We start from the raw sequence: 17,928 nt of genomic DNA on the forward strand, positions 1-17,928 counted from the left end.
CCGGCGGTGATTTTATGAACCAGAGAAGAAGGGCTTGTGACCATGTCTGACCGTACGTTCCTGAACTGGCCGTTTTTCGACGCCCGTCACAAGGCGTTGGCCGATGATCTGGATGCGTGGTGTGCGGCGCACCTGCCGGTGGATCACGCCGACGTTGACGGTGCGTGCCACGCGTTGGTGGCGGCGCTGGGGGATGCGGGATGGTTGCAACACACAGGCGGCGATTTGGATGTGCGCACGCTGTGCCTGATCCGCGAAACACTGGCGCGGCATGACGGGCTGGCCGACTTTGCCTTCGCGATGCAGGGGCTGGGGACGGGAGCGATTTCGTTGTTCGGGACCGAAGCACAGAAAGAGGTCTGGTTGCCGCTGACGCGGACGGGGCAGGCGATTTCCGCCTTTGCCCTGACAGAGCCGCAATCGGGGTCTGACGTGGCGAATTCCACAATGTCAGCGGTGCTGGACGGCGACGAATTTGTGCTGAACGGGCAAAAGACCTGGATCAGCAATGGCGGCATTGCCGATGTTTATACCGTCTTTGCCCGGTCCGAGGACGCGCCCGGCGCGCGGGGGCTGTCGGCCTTTGTCGTGCCTGCGGATACGCCCGGTCTGGAGATCACCGAGCGGTTGCAGGTGATCGCCCCGCACCCACTGGCGACGCTGACGTTCAAGGATTGTCGCGTGCCTGCATCGGCCCTTTTGGGCGAGCGGGGCAAGGGATTTGGCATCGCGATGTCGGTTCTGGATGTTTTCCGCTCGACCGTGGCGGCGGCGGCTTTGGGTTTTGCCCGGCGCGCGCTGGACGAGGCATTGGAGCGGGTCACAACCCGGCAAGTGCAGGGTGCGGCGCTGGCAGAATTGCAATTGGTTCAGGGGCACATTGCCGAAATGGCGCTGGATGTCGATGCCTCGGCCTTGCTGATCTACCGGGCGGCCTGGACCAAGGATTCAGGCGCACCACGGGTGACGCGCGAGGCTGCCATGGCCAAGCTGTTTGCCACCGATCAGGCGCAGAAGGTGATTGATGCGGCGGTGCAACTGCACGGCGGCGACGGGGTCCGCAGCGGTCACATGGTGGAAAGCCTGTACCGCGAGATCCGCGCCTTGCGCATCTACGAGGGGGCGTCGGATGTGCAAAAGGTTGTGATCGCACGGCAGACCTTGGCGAATTTTGCAGGAGAAAAATGATGTTGGGACCGACAGCACATCTGGATACGTTTTCGCGCGACAACCTGCCGCCACAGGATCAGTGGCCGGAATTTGCGATGGACGGGTTCGACTATCCCGAGGTTCTCAATGTGGGTGTCGCCCTGACCGACGAGATGGTGGCGAAAGGATTTGGCGACCACACCGCATTGATCGGGAACGGGCGGCGGCGGACCTATAAAGAGATGTCGGATTGGACCAACCGGTTGGCCCATGTGTTGGTTGAGGATCTGGGTGTAAAGCCCGGTAATCGCGTGCTTATCCGATCTGCGAATAACCCTGCGATGGTGGCCTGCTGGCTGGCGGCGACCAAGGCGGGTGCGGTGGTGGTGAACACCATGCCCATGCTGCGCGCGGGCGAGTTGCGCGCAATTGTGGACAAGGCGCAGATCAGCCATGCGCTGTGTGACACGCGCCTGATGGACGAGCTGATGACCTGCGCGGAAGGTTCGGATTTCTTGACCAGCGTGACCGGATTTGACGGCACCTCGAACCACGAGGCCGAATTGGACCGGCTGGCCTTGGAAAAACCGGTCAGGTTCGACGCGGTGCAGACCGGTCGGGACGATGTGGCGCTGTTAGGGTTCACCAGCGGCACCACCGGCAGCCCCAAGGCGACGATGCATTTTCACCGCGATCTGCTGATGATTGCCGACGGTTATGCGCGCGAGGTTCTGGGTGTGGTGCCCGAGGATGTCTTTGTCGGTTCGCCACCCTTGGCGTTTACCTTCGGTCTGGGCGGGCTGGCGATTTTCCCGCTGCGGTTCGGTGCTGCGGCGACTTTGCTGGAAACGGCGTCACCGCCGAACATGATTGAGATCATTGAAAAATACCGCGCGACTGTCTGCTTTACCGCGCCCACCGCCTATCGCGCCATGCTGCGCGCGATGGATGAGGGCGCGGACCTGAGCAGCCTTCGGGCGGCCGTGTCGGCGGGTGAAACGCTGCCCGCGCCGGTCTATGACGAATGGATGGCCAAAACCGGCAAGCCGATGCTGGACGGAATCGGTGCGACCGAGATGTTGCATATCTTCATCTCGAACCGCTTTGACGATCATCGCCCTGCCTGTACGGGCAAGCCGGTTACGGGATATCGGGCCAGGGTCGTGGACGCTGACGGCGTGGAAGTGCCGCGCGGTACGGTGGGGCGGCTGGCGGTGCAGGGGCCAACCGGATGCCGCTATCTGGCGGATGCGCGCCAGGCGGAATACGTGCAAAACGGCTGGAACATCACCGGCGACAGCTTCACGATGGACGAAGACGGTTACCTGCACTTCGCCGCGCGCAATGACGATATGATCGTCAGCGCAGGCTATAACATCGCCGGACCCGAGGTCGAGGCGGCGCTGTTGTCCCACCCGGATGTGGTGGAATGCGCGGTGGTGGCCAAACCGGATGAGGCACGCGGCCAGATCGTTCAGGCGCATGTGGTTGTTGGCAAGGGTGTTGTAAAAGATGCCAATCTGATCAAAGCGCTACAAGACCATGTTAAAGCGACAATTGCCCCCTATAAATACCCCCGTGACATCCGTTTCGTCGATGCGTTGCCCAAAACGGCGACGGGGAAGATCCAACGATTTGCCTTGAGGGAAACAGAATGACCGAGCACCACGGCGCGAAACTCGATTTCAGCAAGGATATGTCCTATGGTGACTATCTGGGGCTGGATGCGATCCTGACGGCACAGCATCCGCGCTCGGATGCGCATGACGAGATGCTGTTTATCGTGCAGCACCAGACATCCGAACTGTGGATGCGGCTGGCGATTCACGAACTGCAGACCGCGCGGGCACGCGTGGCGTCGGGTGATTTGCAGACTGCTTTCAAGATGTTGACCCGTGTTGCGCGGATATTCGAGCAGTTGAACGGGGCGTGGGATGTGCTGCGCACGATGACGCCCAGCGAATACACTGCTTTTCGTCCGTCCTTGGGCAATTCGTCCGGGTTCCAGTCGCATCAGTACCGGATGGTCGAGTATCTGTTGGGCAACCGCCAGGTGGCATTGAAAAAGGTGCACGAACACCGTTCCGAGGCGCATGCGGCGCTCGAGGCCGAGTTGGCCCAGCCCAGCCTGTATCAGGTGGCGCTTGCGGTGGTGGCCGAACGGTTGGGTGTCGCAGCCCCCGATGCGGCCCCCTCGCAAACGGCTTGGGCGGCTGAACCTGCGGTGCAGGATATGTGGAAAACGGTTTATCAAGATCCTGCAACCCATTGGGAATTATACGAACTGGCGGAAAAGCTGGTGGACCTTGAGGATTACTTCCGGCGCTGGCGGTTCAACCACGTGACCACGGTGGAACGGATCATCGGGTTCAAACGGGGCACGGGCGGCACCTCGGGGGTGGCCTATTTGCGCAAGATGCTCGAGGTCGAGCTGTTCCCCGAGCTTTGGCATGTCAGAGGAGAGTTGTAATGGTGCTGCGCAAAGAGATGTTCGATCTGCCAGAGGGCGTGCTGTACTTGGACGGCAATTCGCTTGGCCCGCTGCCCAAGGCGGCGCAGGCGCGGGTGTCTGGCATGATTGCGGATGAGTGGGGCCAGATGCTGATCCGGGGTTGGAACGAAGCCGGATGGATGGCGCAGCCTGCGCGTATCGGCGACAAAGTGGGCCGTTTGATCGGCGCACCAGAAGGATCGGTCGTGATGGGCGACACGCTGTCGATCAAGGTCTATCAGGCGGTCGCCTCGGCCCTGAAAATGCGGCCGGGCCGCAAGGTGATCCTGAGCGACACCGGCAACTTCCCCACCGATCTTTACATGGTGCAGGGGCTGATCAACACGCTGGATCAGAGCTATGAACTTAAAACCGTGGCTCCCGAGGACGTGGCCGGTGCCATAGACGACACCATCGCTGCCGTGATGCTGACCGAAGTGGATTACCGCACGGGCCGCAAGCATGACATGAAGGCGATCACCGAGATTGCCCATGCCAGCGGTGCGGTGATGATCTGGGATCTGGCGCATTCCGCCGGTGCGGTGCCCGTCGATCTGGCCGGCAGCAATTGCGAGATGGCAGTGGGATGCACGTATAAATACCTGAACGGGGGCCCCGGCGCGCCCGCGTTTATCTATGTGCGCCCCGATCTGGCGGGGCGTGTCCAGCCGGCGCTGGCCGGGTGGATGGGACATGATGCCCCCTTTGATTTCGACCAGGATTACCGCCCCGCAGGCGGGATCGAGCGGATGCGCGTCGGCACGCCGCCGATCATCCAGTTGGCCGCACTCGAGGCTGCGATGGAAGTCTGGGACGGCGTCGACATGGCCGAGGTGCGCAAGGCGTCGATTGCCCTGCAAGAGCTGTTCATCAAAGAGGTAGAGGCCCGCGTGCCCGCCCTCACACTCGCCAGTCCGCGCGATGCGCAACAGCGCGGCAGTCAGGTCTCGTTCCGGTTCGAGGAAGGGTATGCCGCAATGCAGGCGCTGATCGCGCGGGGCGTGATCGGGGATTTCCGTGCGCCCGACACCATGCGTTTTGGCTTTACGCCGCTGTATCTGGACCAAGAGGACGTGTTGGCTGCCGTGGCGCATATTGAAACTGTGATGCGTGACAAACTGTGGGATGACCCGCAATATCGCAAACGCAGCCGGGTGACCTGAGAACAGGCCACCCTTTGAGAAACGAAAACAAGAGGGGCGCAATGACCCCATCATCAAGGGAGACGACCAAATGAAGATCAAATCACTGGTAGCAGCGGCCTGCATGGCGCTGGCGGGCTCGGCGGCGTTGGCCGACGGGCACGGCGGCAAGGTCAAGGTCGGCATGATCACCACCCTTTCGGGCGGCGGCGCAGGTCTGGGCATTGACGTGCGTGACGGCTTTTTGCTGGCGGCCAAGGGCAATGAGATGCTGGACATCGTCGTCGAGGATGACCAGCAAAAGCCGGACATCGCGGTGCAGCTTGCCGACAAGATGATCCAGTCCGAAAAGGTCGACGTGCTGACCGGCATCATCTGGTCGAACCTGGCCATGGCCGTCGTGCCCAGTGTCACGGCACAGGGTAAATTCTACCTGTCGCCCAACGCCGGTCCTTCGGCTCTGGCAGGCAAGGGATGCAGCCCGTTGTATTTCAACGTCGCATGGCAGAACGACGCCTTTTACGAGGCGGGCGGGCTTTGGGCCAATGAAAACGGCATCGGCAAGGTGTTCCTGATGGCGCCCAACTATCCGGCGGGCATCGACGGCATGACCGGCTTCAAGCGCACTTTCGAAGGCGAAGTCGTGGGCGAAGTTTATACCAAGCTGGGCCAGACCGACTATGCCGCCGAGATTGCGCAGATCCGTGCGTCGGATGCCGACACGGTCTATTTCTTCCTGCCGGGTGGCATGGGCATTTCGTTCATGAAGCAGTGGGCCGGATCGGGTGTTGAGAAGAACGTGATGGGGCCCGCTTTCAGCTTTGACCAAGGTATCCTTGGCGCGATTGGCGATGCAGCCCTGGGCGTCAAGAACACCGCGCATTGGTCCAAGGATCTGGACGTCCCCGGCAACGCCGATTTCGTGAAGGCATTTCAGGATGAATACGGCCGTCTGCCCTCGCTTTACGCAGCCCAGGGGTATGACACTGCGCTGTTGCTGATCTCGGCCATGGCCAAGGCGGATGTAAAAGACGCAGCCGCGTTCCAGGCCGCGTTGGAAGAGGCGGATTTCCAGTCGGTGCGTGGCAAGTTCTCGTTCGCGGCGAACCATCATCCGATCCAGGACATCTATATGCGTGAAGTCGTCAAGGAAGGTGATGTCGTCACCAACCAGATCGTTGGCGTGGCCGCGACCGATCATACGGACGTCTACGGCGCTGATTGCAAGATGTAAGTCACGTGGCCCTGGCGGGTGAGCCGCCGGGGCCAATTTCCTGAAACCGGATTAATTCCAAAGGCTTGTCGTCGCGGCGCGCGGGGCAGGGGTGGTAGATGACACCAATCTTATTGATAGAACAGGTCCTGAACGGGCTGCAATCGGGGATCATGCTGTTCCTGATGGCGGCCGGTCTGACGCTGATTTTCGGGGTCATGGGGCTGATCAATCTGGCGCATGGTTCGCTTTACATGATCGGTGCCTTCGCAGCGGCGGCAGTGGCGGGCTGGACCGGTTCGTTCACGCTGGCCTTGGCTGCGGCGCTGGCGGCTGCTGCGCTGGCGGGGTGCATCATCGAGATGGTGGTGATCCGCAGGCTTTATGACCGTGACCATCTGGACCAGGTGCTTGCGACCTTTGCGCTGATCCTGATCTTTTCCGAAGGCACGCGCTGGCTGTTCGGGTCGTTCCCGCTGTATCTGGACGTACCGGCGGCGCTGTCCGGTCCGGTGCGCTTGCCCGGTGGCATACTCTATCCCTCTTACCGGTTGCTGATCATCGTCATCGGGCTGCTGATCGCCATTGGCCTGTTTCAGTTGATCGCGCGCACCCGCATCGGCATCCAGATCCGCGCAGGCGAAAGCGACCGCGAGATGATCGGTGCCTTGGGCGTCGATATCAGCCGTCTTTACACGATCGTTTTTGCCCTTGGCGCGGCTCTTGCCGGTCTGGCCGGCGCACTGGTGGGCGCGATCCAATCGGTGCAGGTGGGCATGGGCGAACCTGTGCTGATCCTGGCCTTTGTCGTGATTGTGATCGGTGGCATCGGCTCGATCAAGGGGGCGCTTGTGGGCGCGCTGTTGGTGGGGCTGACCGATACGCTGGGCGGGGTGTTGTTGCCGCTGTTTTTTGGTCTGTTCATGGACCCGTCCAGTGCCACGACCATCGGGTCGGCGCTGGCGTCTATGTCGATCTATATTCTGATGGCGCTGGTTCTGCTGTTCCGGCCCACCGGCCTGTACGGGAGGGCATGAGATGCGGCGCGAAACCATATTGAACGCGGTGCTTTACCTGGCGATGCCGGTTGCCGCCGCTCTGGCCTTTGCCATGGACGAGCCGTTCCTGATCACGCTGATCACCCGTGCCGCGATCTTTGCGCTGGCGGCGGTGGGGCTGAACCTGGCCTTGGGGCTGGGCGGATTGGTCAGCCTGGGCCATGCGGCATTTTTCGGGATCGGCGGCTATGCCATGGGGATACTGGCCCATCACGCGCAGACCTACAGCCCGATGATCGACAGCTGGATTGTGATCGAAGGGACCAAGTCGATGCCGGTGATCTGGCTGGTGGCAATCGTCACCAGCGCGCTGACCGCATTGGCCATCGGGGCACTGTCGCTGCGCACCTCGGGCGTTTACTTCATCATGATCACGCTCGCCTTCGGGCAGATGTTCTATTACTTCGCGATTTCCTGGCCTGCCTACGGCGGTGAAGATGGCCTGAGCATCTATGTGCGCAACAGCTTTCCTGGCCTCAATACGCTGGACCCGATGCAATTCTTTGTGCTGGTCTTTGTCATCCTGTCGGCGGTTCTGTGGTGGATGGGCCGCCTGGCCCGCGCCCCCTTTGGACTGGCGCTGAGTGCGGCACGGCAGAATGCCGAGCGGGTTGAAACTGTGGGTCTTGGGCCATTCCGACTGCGGTTGGTGGCCTTCGTCATCTCGGGCGCGGTGACCGGGCTGGCTGGGGCGCTGTTTGCAGACCTCAACCGGTTCGTCAGCCCGACCATGTTCAGCTGGCAGATGTCGGGAGAATTCATCGTGTTCATCGTGCTGGGCGGCGTCGGGCGTCTGTTCGGACCCGTGGCGGGCGCGATGCTGTTCGTACTGCTGGAGTACCTGCTGTCGCCGCTGTCCGAGTTCTGGCTGATCTATGTGGGGGCGATCCTGCTGGTGGTCGTTCTGTTCGCACGCGGCGGGCTGATCGGGTCGCTGGCCGGACGGGAGGTGGCCCATGACTGAACCGCTGTTGCATATCGACGGGCTGTACAAGGCCTTTGGTGCCTTGCAGGCCACGGACGGGGTGACGCTGACGCTGTTGCCCGGTGAAATTCACGCGCTGATCGGGCCGAACGGGGCCGGAAAATCGACGCTGATCAAGCAGATCGCGGGCGGGGTGACGCCGGACGCGGGCCGCGTGTGGTTCAAGGGGCAGGACGTAACGGCTCTGAGCACGCAGGCGCGGGCGCAGGCGGGGCTGGGACGGACGTTCCAGATCTCGTCGCTGGCGATGGAGGCGACGGTGCTGCAAAACGCGGTGCTGGGCGCGCTGGGGCGGGCCGGATCAGTCTGGCGGTTCCTGCGCCCGGTGATGCGCGATGCCGCGTTGGTGGCACAGGCGCAGGCGGCGCTGGAGCGCGTGGGGCTGGCCGATCATGCCGCGACCCGCACGGCAGAGCTGAGCCACGGCCAGCGGCGGTTGCTTGAGGTGGCGGTGGCGCTGACGCTGAAACCCCATGCCTTCGTGATGGACGAACCTATGGCGGGGCTTGGCGCGTCGGGCTCGAAACGTATGACCACCTTCCTTGACGGGTTGCGCCGCGAAGCGCCGATCCTGCTGGTGGAACATGATATGGACGCGGTCTTTGCCTTGGCCGACCGGATCAGCGTGCTGGTCTATGGCAAGATCATTGCCACCGGCACGGCGGACGAAATTCGCGCTGATCCGCTGGTACGCACCGCCTATCTGGGCGAGGAGGATGTGGCATGAGCTTGCTGGAACTGGAACAGGTGCAGGCCTCTTACGGACCGTCGCAGGCACTGTTTGGCGTTGATCTGGACGTGGCCGAAGGCGAGGTCGTGGCCCTGATGGGGCGCAACGGCATGGGCAAATCCTCGACGATCAAGGTGATCAGCCGTCTGCTGAAACACAAATCCGGCAGCGTAAAGCTGGAGGGCCGCGACATTGGCAGCTTGGCCCCGCACAAGGCGGCCCGGGCCGGGCTGGGTCTGGTGCCCGAGGGGCGGCGGTGCTTTGCCAACCTGACGGTGCGCGAAAACCTGATCGCGGCCGCGCGGTCCGGGCATTGGGACATGGCGCGGGTGACCGCGCTGTTCCCGCGCCTGGAGGAGCGACAGGACCAGCTTTCGTCGTCGCTGTCCGGGGGCGAGCAGCAGATGCTGGCCATTGGTCGCGCGTTGATGACCAACCCGCGCCTGCTGATGCTGGACGAGGCCACGGAAGGGTTGGCACCCGTGGTGCGGCAGGAAATCTGGGCCGCTGTGCGCACATTGAAATCCGAGACAGGGCTTGCCCTGCTGGTGGTCGACAAATCGCTGGCCGAACTGCGTCAAATCGCAGATCGCGCTGTTATTCTTGAACGTGGCATTTCGGTGTGGCGTGGTGATATGGCCGCGCTGGACCATGAAATTGCAGATAAATTCCTGGGCGTCTGACGTTCATATTTACGGAGGTGGCTTATGGCCCATCGCATCATTCAACCCGACGGCTGGAAACCTGCCAAGGGCTACGCCAACGGCGTTCTGACCAAGTCCGGCACGCTTTATGTGGGCGGACAGATCGGCTGGACTGCCGAGCAGGTGTTCGAAGCGCATGATTTCATCGGCCAGATGCGCCAGGCGCTGACCAACATCCGCACCGTGGTCGAAACGGCGGGCGGCACCTGTGCCGACATCGTGCGGCTGACGTGGTATGTCACCGACAAGGCCGATTACCTGGCGCATCAGGCCGAGGTCGGTGCGGTGTACCGCGAGGTGTTGGGGCGGAACTTTCCGGCGATGACCATGGTGGTGATCGACGCGCTGGTCGAGGATGAGGCCTTGCTGGAGATTGAAGCTACCGCCGAGCTTTGATGGCGCTGCGCAGCAGTGAGGTCAGCACAAAGGCACCTGCGGCCACGCTGACGATGCTGGGACCTGTGGGCGTATCCCATTGAAAGGATGCGCCCAATCCGCCCAGAGCGGAGAATGCCCCGATGCCTGCGGCAATAGCTGCCATGGCTTCGGGCGTGCGCGCCAGGGGCCGTGCTGCAGCCGCTGGAATGATCAGCAGGGCGGCAATCAGCAGCGCGCCGACAACCTTGATCGCACAGGCCACGGTGATGGCCAGCGTCAGCGTCAGCACTAGTTGCTCGCGGCGCGGGTTGATACCGCTGGCCCGCGCGAGATCCGGGTTCAGCGTGGCCGACAACAGCGCGGTCCAGCGCCAGGTCAGCAGGGCGATGACCAGAACAGCGCCACTCCAGATCAGCGCCAGATCGGATTTGGTCACGGCCAGAATGTCGCCGAAGAGATAGGCCATAAGGTCCACGCGTACCCCCTGCAGGAGCGACACCGCAACCAGCCCCAGCGCAAGGGCGGCATGGGCCATGACGCCCAGCAACGTATCCTCGCCCAGCCCGCGCCCGGACAGGGTGCTGACCGCCAGCGCCATCAGCAGCGCGACGACCAGAACGCCCAACAGCACCGGCCCCTGAAAGGTCAGTGCCAGTGCCACGCCCAAAAGCGCCGCGTGCGATGTGGCATCCCCGAAATAGGCCATGCGTCGCCAGACCACGAAACAGCCAAGCGGGGCGGCAGCTAGGGCGACACCGATGCCCGCGAGGGCGGCGCGCAGGGCAAAATCATCCAGCATGGGTGTGGCCTTCGTGGTCGTGGTGATCATGTCCATGATCATGGTTGTGTTCGTGCCGGTACAGCGCCAGCGCGCCTTGGGTGCCGGAACCGAACAGCGCGCGATATTCCGGCGCGTCGCGCACCACCTCTGGCGTGCCTTCGCAGCAGATGTGCCCGTTGACGCACAACACCCTATCAGACGCGGCCATGACCACGTGCAGGTCGTGGCTGACCATCAGAACGGCACAGCCCAAATCTGCGCGGACCTCTTCGATCTGGCGGTAAAAGGCGGCAGAGCCGGGTTGATCGAGGCCTTGGGTCGCTTCGTCCAATATCAGCAGGTTGGGCCGCATCAGCAGCGCACGCGCCAGCAGCACACGCTGGAACTGGCCGCCCGAAAGCTCGGACATCTGCGCGCTGCCCAGATCGGGCAGGCCAGCGTGGCGCAGGGCCTCGGCCACCGCCTGCGGTTTGCTGCGGCGTGGCAGGTTCATGAAACGCTGCACGGTCAGCGGCAGTGTCGGGTCAATGTGCAGGCTTTGCGGGACATAGCCGATGGACAGGTCGGGCGCGCGGGTGACGGTCCCTGACACGGGCGTCAGCGCGCCGATCAACCCCTTGAGCAGCGTGGACTTCCCGGACCCGTTCGGTCCGACGATGGTCACAATCTCGCCCGCGTTGATGGCGAAATCGACGTGACGCAGAACGGGCGTGCCACCCTGTGCCAGCGTCATGCCGCGCGTTTCGATCAGCGGGCTCACGCAGCGGCGTCCTGACAGTCGGGGCACAGCCCCTCAGCCTCGATCACGGTGCGTTCGATCTTGAACCCGGTGTCGCGGGCGGCGTCGCCCAGTCGGCCACGGGCCATTTCGGTTTCGGCTTCGGCCACGGATTTGCAGGACCGGCAGATCAGGAAGGCCGGTGCGTGATCCGACCCAAGATGGGCGCAGGCGATATAGGCATTCAGACGCTCGATCTTGTGGGCAAATCCGGCCGAGGTCAGAAAATCCAGCGCGCGATAGGCGACAGGGGGTTGCGAGCCAAGCCCATCCTCTGCCAGATGCCCCAGCAGGTCATAAGCCCCCAGCGCGCGGTGTTCCCGCAGCAGGATTTCCAGCGCACGGCGACGCACCGGCGTCAGTTTCAGCTTGTGCGCGGCACAGTGGCGTTCGGCGGCTGCGATCGAGGTGTCGATACAGGCGGCGTGATCGTGGCGGTGAAAACCGATGGCAGGCATAAGGGAAATCTCCGTCGTTTTGTGGGTTGATATGTTATAGCATAACAAATAGCAAGGCCTCGATTTTACACCGGAGAGACTGTCATGATCAGAAAAATAGGGTTGGCCCTAGTGTTCAGCGCAACTGCAGCGATGGCGGACGCGCCGCGTGTGGCGGTGGACATCGCCCCCGTGCACGCTTTGGTCGCACAGGTGATGAAGGGTGTAGGCACGCCCGAACTGATCGTGCCGCCGGGGGCCTCGCCCCACGGTTATGCGCTGCGTCCGTCGCAGGCGCGCAGCCTGTCGGAAGCGGATGCGGTGATCTGGGTCGGTCCCGGTCTGACGCCGTGGCTTGAGGGGCCGCTGGATGCGCTGGCTGGCGAGGCGTCGCAGCTGGTGCTGATGGATGTGCCGCAGGTGCTGAAGTTGAAGATCCGCGAAGGCGGCGGTTTCCTGGGTCACCACCATGGTGACGAAGAGGAAGGCCATTCGGATCACGAAGACCATGCGGGACATGACCACGATGGCCACGATCACGATGGCCACGATCACGATGGTCACGATCACGAAGATCACGCGCACGCCTCTGAAGCGCATGGAAGTCAGGTGGATCATACTCTGGACCCGCATGCGTGGCTGGCCCCTGAAAACGCGGCCCTCTGGATGCTGGAAATTTCCGTTGTTCTGGGTGCGCTCGATCCCGACAACGCGCTGGCCTACGAGACCAATGCCCGTGATGGCGCTGCAGCTCTTGCGGGGCTGACAGCCGAGATCAACACGATTCTCGAACCCGTCCGAGGACAGCCATTTGTCGTTTATCACGATGCCTACCAGTATTTTGAACGCAGCTTTAACATGTCGGCAACCGGATCGCTCAGTGGTGGCGACGCACAGCCTGCAGGCGCTGCTAGGGTGGCCGAGATTCGCGACATGATCGCTGATGCCGGAGCCACCTGTGTCCTGTCCGAACCGCAATTCAACGCAGGTTTGGTCACGGCGGTGGGGGCTGCAAAGACGGGTGTGGCGGACCCGTTGGGTGCATCGCTGGAACCCGGGCCTGCACTTTACGGTGATGTTTTGCGCGGTTTGGCGACATCACTGGCAGAGTGCCTGCAAGACTGAGGGCGGGTTTGGGGGGCGCCGCCCCCGCCGCTGCGCGCCTCCCCCGGAGTTTATCTGGCAAGATGAAGAGGGAAAAAGACCCCGCCCTGTGAGGGGCGAGGTCTGAACTGTACTGAAAAGAGATTGCTTGGAATTGGTTCAGGTGGCGATTTTACCGCCGCCTTTTTTTGTGACCACCAGCACCGAAGGACGCGGCGGCATGGCCGGATCGAAATCGGGCCAACGGGTGGCGGGATCTTCGAAGGTCGAGTCGCGCTCGAACCCGACGAGATCCTTGGTGCCGTCTGTGCCGGGGTGCTGGACGGCCAGGAACAGCGTGTCCATCTCATCGGTAAAGTATGGCCCGCACAGCTCGCCGCCCACGGGGCAGCGGAAGAACAGCTTTGACGTGCCGCGCGCTTCGCCTTCGGTTTCCAGTGCATAGAGCCCGTCGGATTTGCCGGTCTTGCCCCAGCCCGACCCCTGGTCGGTCGAAATCCACAGACGGCCGTCGGCGTCGATGGCGGCGTTGTCCGGCGAGCCGAACCAGCCGTTTTCCGAGGTGTCGGGGTTCCACTGTGCGCCCACCTCGGTCACCGCAGGGTCACCGCATTTCACCAGGATCGACCAGGTGCCGGTCGTGGCCGAATGCAGGCCGCCGTCTTCCTTGATCTCGATGATGTGGCCAAAGCTGCTTTCGGCACGCGGGTTGGCCGCGTTGACCTGGTCGGCTGTGCGCTTCGAGTTGTTGGTCAGCATGATATAGGCGGTGCCGTCGCCGCGCGGTTGCGCGTCTTCGGGGCGGTCCATCGGCGTGGCACCCAGTGCATCGGCGGCCAGACGGGTGTCGATCATCACGTCGGCCTGGCTGTCAAAGCCGTTCTCGGCGGTCAGCGGACCGGTGCCATGGACCAGAGGCAGCCATGTGATCGTGCCGTCTTCGTCAAAGCGCGCCACGTAAAGCGTGCCGTCGGACATCAGCGAGGAGCCGAAAGTCTCGTCGCCAGTCACGGTGCCGTTCGAGACATATTTGTATTGATAATCAAAGCGGTTGTCGTCGCCGCAGTAAACCACCAGCTTGCCGTCTTCAGAAACGCAGGTTTCGGCGCCTTCATGGCGGAAGCGCCCCAATGCGGTGTGTTTGATCGGCATCGCGTCGGGGTTGCGCGGATCAACCTCGACGATCCAGCCCCAGCGGTTGGGTTCCTGCGGCTCAAGGTCGATGTTCCAATGGTCGTGGTACTTGCCCCAGGCGTACCAGCGGCCCGGCACGCCATAGCGCTTCAGTTTTGCGGCCTCGGGGTGTTCGGAGATGTCGGGGTTGCCTTCGGCGTCCAGCTTGTCGGTCCAGAAATAGCCGTGAAAGTTTTCCTCGGCCATCAGATAGGTGCCCCAAGGTGTCATGCCGCCGGCGCAGTTGTTGACGGTGCCCATCACGGTCATGCCTTCGGGGTCGGCGTTGGTCTGCATACGCGCATGACCTGCGGCGGGACCGTCGAGGGTCATCTTGGTGTTCAGTGGTGTGATGCGGCGGTTGTACTTGCTGTCGCGCACCAGTTCCCATTTGCCATCGCTGTTCCGGGCGATCTCGACCACTGTGCCGCCGTGGGCCGCCATTTCGATATCGATCAGTTCTGGCGTCATGCCTGCGAAATCGACATTGTCCTGACGGCCAAGGCCGGGGAACATGACCTCTTCGTTGGTGTATTCGTGGTTCACGCACAGCAGGCCGCGGTCAGGGTTTCCGTCCAGCGGGGTAAAGCCGACATAGTCGTTGTTGTAGCCGAATTGCTGCAATTGCGCGGCGGCGGTCTGGTTCATCACGTCGAATTCGGGCGCGTCGGCTGTGATCGGATCACCCCAGCGCAGCAACACGTCGGCGTCATAGCCTTCGGCGATGTGGTGGGTGGCATCATTGCCCCAGGCAACTTCGTCAAACACATAACGCGAACCGGCGGCAGCATCGGCCGGGGTGGGCGCCATCATCGCGGCGCTCCCGAACAGGGCGGTCGTGGCGGTCACACCCAACGTGCCGCGCAGGATGTCGCGGCGCGAATAGCGCGCGGCGATCACGTCACCGATGGTGCGGCTGAGGTTGGGGTTTGTCGGGATGTCGTCGAAGGCCTCAAAGGCCTCGGCCTTGTTGCCGATGTCGGGGGCGTTGATGATGCTGCGGCGATTCATTGGGGGCTGTCCTCACATGGGCTGATGAATTGCGCACCGGATGCCGCAAAAGTGTAACGGCGTCATGACATTGCGCAGGTTGTTTTCAATCGCATGACCAGAGGTATTTCCTGCGCAAGATGAGGGCGCACAGCCCTGCATCAGAGGGGATTGCCATAGGTTTTGACGGGCCGCGGGGTTGCAGGTCGGAAATGGCGATACTAAGACTCGGGTAACACCTTTGCAGGTATGGTCCCGCAAAGGCTGACGAGGCAGGAACCCATGCACGATCCCATTGATACATATATGAACACGCTGGTCCCCATGGTGGTGGAGCAGACAAGCCGCGGCGAACGCGCCTATGACATCTTCTCGCGCCTGTTGAAGGAACGGATCATTTTCCTGTCCGGTCCGGTGCATGACGGCATGTCGTCGCTGATCGTTGCTCAGTTGCTGCACCTTGAGGCGGAGAACCCCAGCAAGGAAATCAGCATGTATATCAACAGCCCCGGCGGCGTTGTGACGTCCGGTCTGTCGATCTACGACACCATGCAGTACATCAAACCCAAGGTCAGCACGCTGGTCATCGGGCAGGCGGCCTCGATGGGGTCGTTGCTGCTGACGGCGGGTGCCGCGGGCATGCGTTTCTCGCTGCCCAACAGCCGCGTGATGGTGCACCAGCCGTCGGGTGGCTATCAGGGTCAGGCGACCGACATCATGATTCACGCGCAGGAAACTCAAAAGTTGAAGACGCGCCTGAACGAGATTTACGTGCGTCACACTGGCCAGACCCTGGAAAAGGTCGAGGCCGCACTTGAGCGTGACAACTTCATGTCGCCGGATGAGGCCAAGGACTGGGGCCTGATCGACGAGATCGTTGAGAATCGCGAAAAGGCCGAAGAGGCCAAAGACGACGCCAAGTGATCGGAAAGGGTGCCCGTGTGCTGGCGTTAGGCAAACGGGCATTTTGACATTGTGGACGGTCAGGGGCTGGCCTAAACTGGCCCCTAACATTCGCGAAACAGGCTGCTGCGCCATCGGGTGCACCAGTGATAAACGGCAAAACCTGAAAGGGTGGACATGGCGAACAATTCAGGCGGCGACAGCAAAAATACGCTTTATTGCAGTTTTTGCGGCAAGAGCCAGCACGAGGTCCGCAAACTGATTGCGGGGCCGACGGTGTTCATCTGTGATGAATGCGTCGAACTGTGCATGGACATCATCCGCGAAGAGACCAAGGCAAGCGGGCTGAAGTCGACCGACGGTGTCCCCACGCCACGCGACATTTGTGGGGTGCTGGACGATTACGTGATCGGTCAGGCGATGGCCAAGCGTGTGTTGTCGGTGGCTGTGCACAACCACTACAAACGCTTGAACCACGCACAAAAGGGCGGCGACATCGAGCTGTCGAAATCGAACATCCTGCTGATCGGTCCCACGGGCTGTGGCAAGACGCTGCTGGCGCAGACGCTGGCGCGGATTCTGGATGTGCCGTTCACGATGGCAGATGCGACCACACTGACCGAAGCCGGTTACGTGGGCGAGGACGTGGAAAACATCATCCTCAAGCTGCTGCAATCCAGCGAATACAACGTCGAACGCGCGCAGCGCGGCATCGTCTATATCGACGAGGTCGACAAGATCACGCGCAAGTCTGAAAACCCGTCGATCACCCGCGACGTGTCTGGCGAGGGCGTGCAGCAGGCGTTGCTGAAACTGATGGAAGGTACTGTTGCCTCGGTGCCGCCGCAGGGCGGGCGCAAGCATCCGCAGCAAGAGTTCCTGCAAGTGGACACCACGAACATCCTGTTCATCTGTGGCGGGGCCTTTGCCGGTCTGGACCGGATCATTGCCGCTCGCGGCAAAGGGTCGGCCATGGGCTTTGGTGCGGATGTGCGTGACAACGACGAACGGGGCGTGGGTGAAATTTTTACCGACCTCGAGCCCGAGGATCTGCTGAAATTCGGTCTGATCCCGGAATTCGTTGGCCGTCTGCCGGTTCTGGCAACGCTGGAGGATCTGGACGAAGACGCGCTTGTCACCATCCTGACCCAGCCCAAGAACGCGCTGGTCAAACAGTATCAACGCCTGTTCGAGATCGAAGACACGGTGCTGACCTTTACCGATGATGCGCTGACCGCGATTGCCAAACGTGCGATCCAACGCAAAACCGGTGCACGCGGCCTGCGGTCGATCCTTGAGGATATCCTGCTGGATACGATGTTCGAACTTCCGGGTCTGGACAGCGTGACCGAAGTGGTCGTCAACGAAGAGGCGGTGAATTCCGACGCCGCACCGTTGATGATTCATGCCGACGCGGAAAAAGCCCCGGCAACAGCGGGTTAAGGCCTATGCCTTGGTGAATGGAAATAGGCGGTGCGCAAGCGCCGCCTTTTTTGTGGCAACAGAGAGAAATGAAATGACAATCAAACGGATACATTCGGGCGGCGCATTCGAGGCCAAGATCGGCTATTGCCGCGCCGTGGTCGCGGGCGGCTTTGTCCATGTGGCAGGCACAGTGGGGCAGGGCGACACGGTCGAGGACCAATGCGCCAGCGCGCTCGAGATCATCGGCAAGGCGCTGAGCGAAGCGGGCAGCGGGTTCGAGAACGCGGTTCGGGTGACTTACATGCTGCCCAACGCCGCCGATTTCGAGGCGTGCTGGCCAGTGCTGCAAAAGACATTTGGCGACAACCCGCCCGCAGCCACGATGATCGAATGCGGTCTGATCGACCCGAAGTACCTGATCGAGATCGAAGTGACGGCGCTGGCGGGCGCCTAACCGCCCGAAAACTCCCGCGCGCGCACCTGTCCA

The 17,928-nt window shown here is 62.1% G+C and carries 18 protein-coding genes; 14 read left to right on the forward strand and 4 right to left on the reverse strand.

Features of this window, described 5'->3' with window-relative positions:
* Positions 1 to 42: 42 nt before the first annotated feature.
* The 10 genes from BUC08_RS15405 to BUC08_RS15450 all read left to right on the forward strand — a co-directional run bounded on the left by BUC08_RS15405 (position 43) and on the right by BUC08_RS15450 (position 9,868).
* On the forward strand, positions 43 to 1,188 hold the full coding sequence (locus tag BUC08_RS15405) for an acyl-CoA dehydrogenase family protein (RefSeq protein ID WP_037925904.1): 1,146 nt from the start codon (positions 43 to 45) through the stop codon (positions 1,186 to 1,188).
* Positions 1,188 to 2,807, forward strand: a complete 1,620-nt coding sequence (locus BUC08_RS15410) for an AMP-binding protein (protein ID WP_037925901.1) — start codon at positions 1,188 to 1,190, stop codon at positions 2,805 to 2,807. Before BUC08_RS15405 ends, BUC08_RS15410 begins: the two co-directional genes overlap by 1 nt.
* The gene (locus tag BUC08_RS15415) at positions 2,804 to 3,619 is read left to right on the forward strand and encodes a tryptophan 2,3-dioxygenase (RefSeq protein ID WP_037925899.1); all 816 of its coding nucleotides are present in this window, start codon (positions 2,804 to 2,806) and stop codon (positions 3,617 to 3,619) included. Before BUC08_RS15410 ends, BUC08_RS15415 begins: the two co-directional genes overlap by 4 nt.
* Complete coding sequence (gene kynU, locus BUC08_RS15420) at positions 3,619 to 4,803, forward strand: kynureninase (RefSeq protein ID WP_037925896.1); 1,185 nt, start codon at positions 3,619 to 3,621, stop codon at positions 4,801 to 4,803. The genes BUC08_RS15415 and kynU overlap by 1 nt, the downstream gene beginning before the upstream one ends.
* Before the next feature lie 70 nt (positions 4,804 to 4,873).
* A complete protein-coding gene (locus tag BUC08_RS15425; protein WP_037925893.1) occupies positions 4,874 to 6,016 on the forward strand; it encodes an ABC transporter substrate-binding protein in 1,143 nt (380 codons plus the stop codon).
* Positions 6,017 to 6,114: 98 nt separating this feature from the next.
* Positions 6,115 to 7,032, forward strand: coding sequence for a branched-chain amino acid ABC transporter permease (locus BUC08_RS15430; protein WP_037925890.1), 918 nt, complete (start codon positions 6,115 to 6,117; stop codon positions 7,030 to 7,032).
* Between the two features lies 1 nt (position 7,033).
* Positions 7,034 to 8,017 carry a branched-chain amino acid ABC transporter permease gene (locus tag BUC08_RS15435; protein ID WP_037925887.1) on the forward strand — a complete coding sequence of 328 codons (984 nt, stop codon included), beginning with the start codon at positions 7,034 to 7,036 and terminating at the stop codon, positions 8,015 to 8,017.
* Positions 8,010 to 8,765 (forward strand): ABC transporter ATP-binding protein, encoded by a 756-nt coding sequence (locus BUC08_RS15440; RefSeq protein ID WP_037925884.1) that lies wholly within the window; start codon positions 8,010 to 8,012, stop codon positions 8,763 to 8,765. The genes BUC08_RS15435 and BUC08_RS15440 overlap by 8 nt, the downstream gene beginning before the upstream one ends.
* Positions 8,762 to 9,451, forward strand: a complete 690-nt coding sequence (locus BUC08_RS15445; protein WP_037925881.1) for an ABC transporter ATP-binding protein — start codon at positions 8,762 to 8,764, stop codon at positions 9,449 to 9,451. Before BUC08_RS15440 ends, BUC08_RS15445 begins: the two co-directional genes overlap by 4 nt.
* A gap of 24 nt (positions 9,452 to 9,475) precedes the next feature.
* Entirely contained in the window at positions 9,476 to 9,868 is a 393-nt protein-coding gene (locus tag BUC08_RS15450) for a RidA family protein (protein WP_037925878.1), read from the forward strand.
* Here BUC08_RS15450 and BUC08_RS15455 read toward each other — a convergent pair.
* Genes BUC08_RS15455 through BUC08_RS15465 form a run of 3 tightly spaced genes read right to left on the reverse strand, consistent with a single transcriptional unit; the run spans position 9,852 to position 11,867 of the window.
* Positions 9,852 to 10,649, reverse strand: coding sequence for a metal ABC transporter permease (locus BUC08_RS15455; protein WP_037926345.1), 798 nt, complete (start codon positions 10,647 to 10,649; stop codon positions 9,852 to 9,854). The genes BUC08_RS15450 and BUC08_RS15455 overlap by 17 nt on opposite strands.
* Complete coding sequence (locus BUC08_RS15460) at positions 10,639 to 11,364, reverse strand: metal ABC transporter ATP-binding protein (protein ID WP_037926343.1); 726 nt, start codon at positions 11,362 to 11,364, stop codon at positions 10,639 to 10,641. Before BUC08_RS15460 ends, BUC08_RS15455 begins: the two co-directional genes overlap by 11 nt.
* Positions 11,365 to 11,387: 23 nt before the next feature.
* The gene (locus BUC08_RS15465) at positions 11,388 to 11,867 is read right to left on the reverse strand and encodes a transcriptional repressor (RefSeq protein ID WP_028958098.1); all 480 of its coding nucleotides are present in this window, start codon (positions 11,865 to 11,867) and stop codon (positions 11,388 to 11,390) included.
* An 84-nt stretch (positions 11,868 to 11,951) separates the two neighbouring features.
* Here BUC08_RS15465 and BUC08_RS15470 point away from each other — a divergent pair, with 84 nt between their 5' ends.
* Positions 11,952 to 12,971 (forward strand): zinc ABC transporter substrate-binding protein, encoded by a 1,020-nt coding sequence (locus tag BUC08_RS15470; RefSeq protein WP_037925875.1) that lies wholly within the window; start codon positions 11,952 to 11,954, stop codon positions 12,969 to 12,971.
* Positions 12,972 to 13,109: 138 nt separating this feature from the next.
* Here BUC08_RS15470 and BUC08_RS15475 read toward each other — a convergent pair whose 3' ends face one another.
* The gene (locus BUC08_RS15475) at positions 13,110 to 15,134 is read right to left on the reverse strand and encodes a PhoX family protein (RefSeq protein ID WP_037925873.1); all 2,025 of its coding nucleotides are present in this window, start codon (positions 15,132 to 15,134) and stop codon (positions 13,110 to 13,112) included.
* A 261-nt stretch (positions 15,135 to 15,395) separates the two neighbouring features.
* Here BUC08_RS15475 and BUC08_RS15480 point away from each other — a divergent pair, with 261 nt between their 5' ends.
* From BUC08_RS15480 to BUC08_RS15490, 3 genes are all read left to right on the forward strand, one after another.
* Entirely contained in the window at positions 15,396 to 16,037 is a 642-nt protein-coding gene (locus BUC08_RS15480) for an ATP-dependent Clp protease proteolytic subunit (RefSeq protein ID WP_028958095.1), read from the forward strand.
* Positions 16,038 to 16,193: 156 nt separating this feature from the next.
* Positions 16,194 to 17,459, forward strand: a complete 1,266-nt coding sequence (gene clpX / locus BUC08_RS15485; RefSeq protein ID WP_037925869.1) for an ATP-dependent Clp protease ATP-binding subunit ClpX — start codon at positions 16,194 to 16,196, stop codon at positions 17,457 to 17,459.
* A gap of 73 nt (positions 17,460 to 17,532) precedes the next feature.
* The gene (locus BUC08_RS15490; protein ID WP_037925867.1) at positions 17,533 to 17,895 is read left to right on the forward strand and encodes a RidA family protein; all 363 of its coding nucleotides are present in this window, start codon (positions 17,533 to 17,535) and stop codon (positions 17,893 to 17,895) included.
* Positions 17,896 to 17,928: the final 33 nt, after the last annotated feature.

The sequence above is a fragment of the Pseudosulfitobacter pseudonitzschiae genome (genome assembly GCF_900129395.1).
Taxonomy (GTDB): Bacteria; Pseudomonadota; Alphaproteobacteria; order Rhodobacterales; family Rhodobacteraceae; genus Pseudosulfitobacter; species Pseudosulfitobacter pseudonitzschiae.

Coding starts and splice junctions, on each gene's coding strand:
- BUC08_RS15410 (WP_037925901.1), top strand. CDS start 1,188: ATGTTGGGACCGACAGCACATCTGGATACGTTTTCGCGCGACAACCTG.
- BUC08_RS15490 (WP_037925867.1), top strand. CDS start 17,533: ATGACAATCAAACGGATACATTCGGGCGGCGCATTCGAGGCCAAGATC.
- BUC08_RS15465 (WP_028958098.1), bottom strand. CDS start 11,867: ATGCCTGCCATCGGTTTTCACCGCCACGATCACGCCGCCTGTATCGAC.
- clpX (WP_037925869.1), top strand. CDS start 16,194: ATGGCGAACAATTCAGGCGGCGACAGCAAAAATACGCTTTATTGCAGT.
- BUC08_RS15415 (WP_037925899.1), top strand. CDS start 2,804: ATGACCGAGCACCACGGCGCGAAACTCGATTTCAGCAAGGATATGTCC.
- BUC08_RS15475 (WP_037925873.1), bottom strand. CDS start 15,134: ATGAATCGCCGCAGCATCATCAACGCCCCCGACATCGGCAACAAGGCC.
- BUC08_RS15425 (WP_037925893.1), top strand. CDS start 4,874: ATGAAGATCAAATCACTGGTAGCAGCGGCCTGCATGGCGCTGGCGGGC.
- BUC08_RS15405 (WP_037925904.1), top strand. CDS start 43: ATGTCTGACCGTACGTTCCTGAACTGGCCGTTTTTCGACGCCCGTCAC.
- BUC08_RS15435 (WP_037925887.1), top strand. CDS start 7,034: ATGCGGCGCGAAACCATATTGAACGCGGTGCTTTACCTGGCGATGCCG.
- BUC08_RS15440 (WP_037925884.1), top strand. CDS start 8,010: ATGACTGAACCGCTGTTGCATATCGACGGGCTGTACAAGGCCTTTGGT.
- BUC08_RS15445 (WP_037925881.1), top strand. CDS start 8,762: ATGAGCTTGCTGGAACTGGAACAGGTGCAGGCCTCTTACGGACCGTCG.
- BUC08_RS15480 (WP_028958095.1), top strand. CDS start 15,396: ATGCACGATCCCATTGATACATATATGAACACGCTGGTCCCCATGGTG.
- BUC08_RS15430 (WP_037925890.1), top strand. CDS start 6,115: ATGACACCAATCTTATTGATAGAACAGGTCCTGAACGGGCTGCAATCG.
- BUC08_RS15460 (WP_037926343.1), bottom strand. CDS start 11,364: ATGACGCTGGCACAGGGTGGCACGCCCGTTCTGCGTCACGTCGATTTC.
- BUC08_RS15470 (WP_037925875.1), top strand. CDS start 11,952: ATGATCAGAAAAATAGGGTTGGCCCTAGTGTTCAGCGCAACTGCAGCG.
- kynU (WP_037925896.1), top strand. CDS start 3,619: ATGGTGCTGCGCAAAGAGATGTTCGATCTGCCAGAGGGCGTGCTGTAC.
- BUC08_RS15450 (WP_037925878.1), top strand. CDS start 9,476: ATGGCCCATCGCATCATTCAACCCGACGGCTGGAAACCTGCCAAGGGC.
- BUC08_RS15455 (WP_037926345.1), bottom strand. CDS start 10,649: ATGCTGGATGATTTTGCCCTGCGCGCCGCCCTCGCGGGCATCGGTGTC.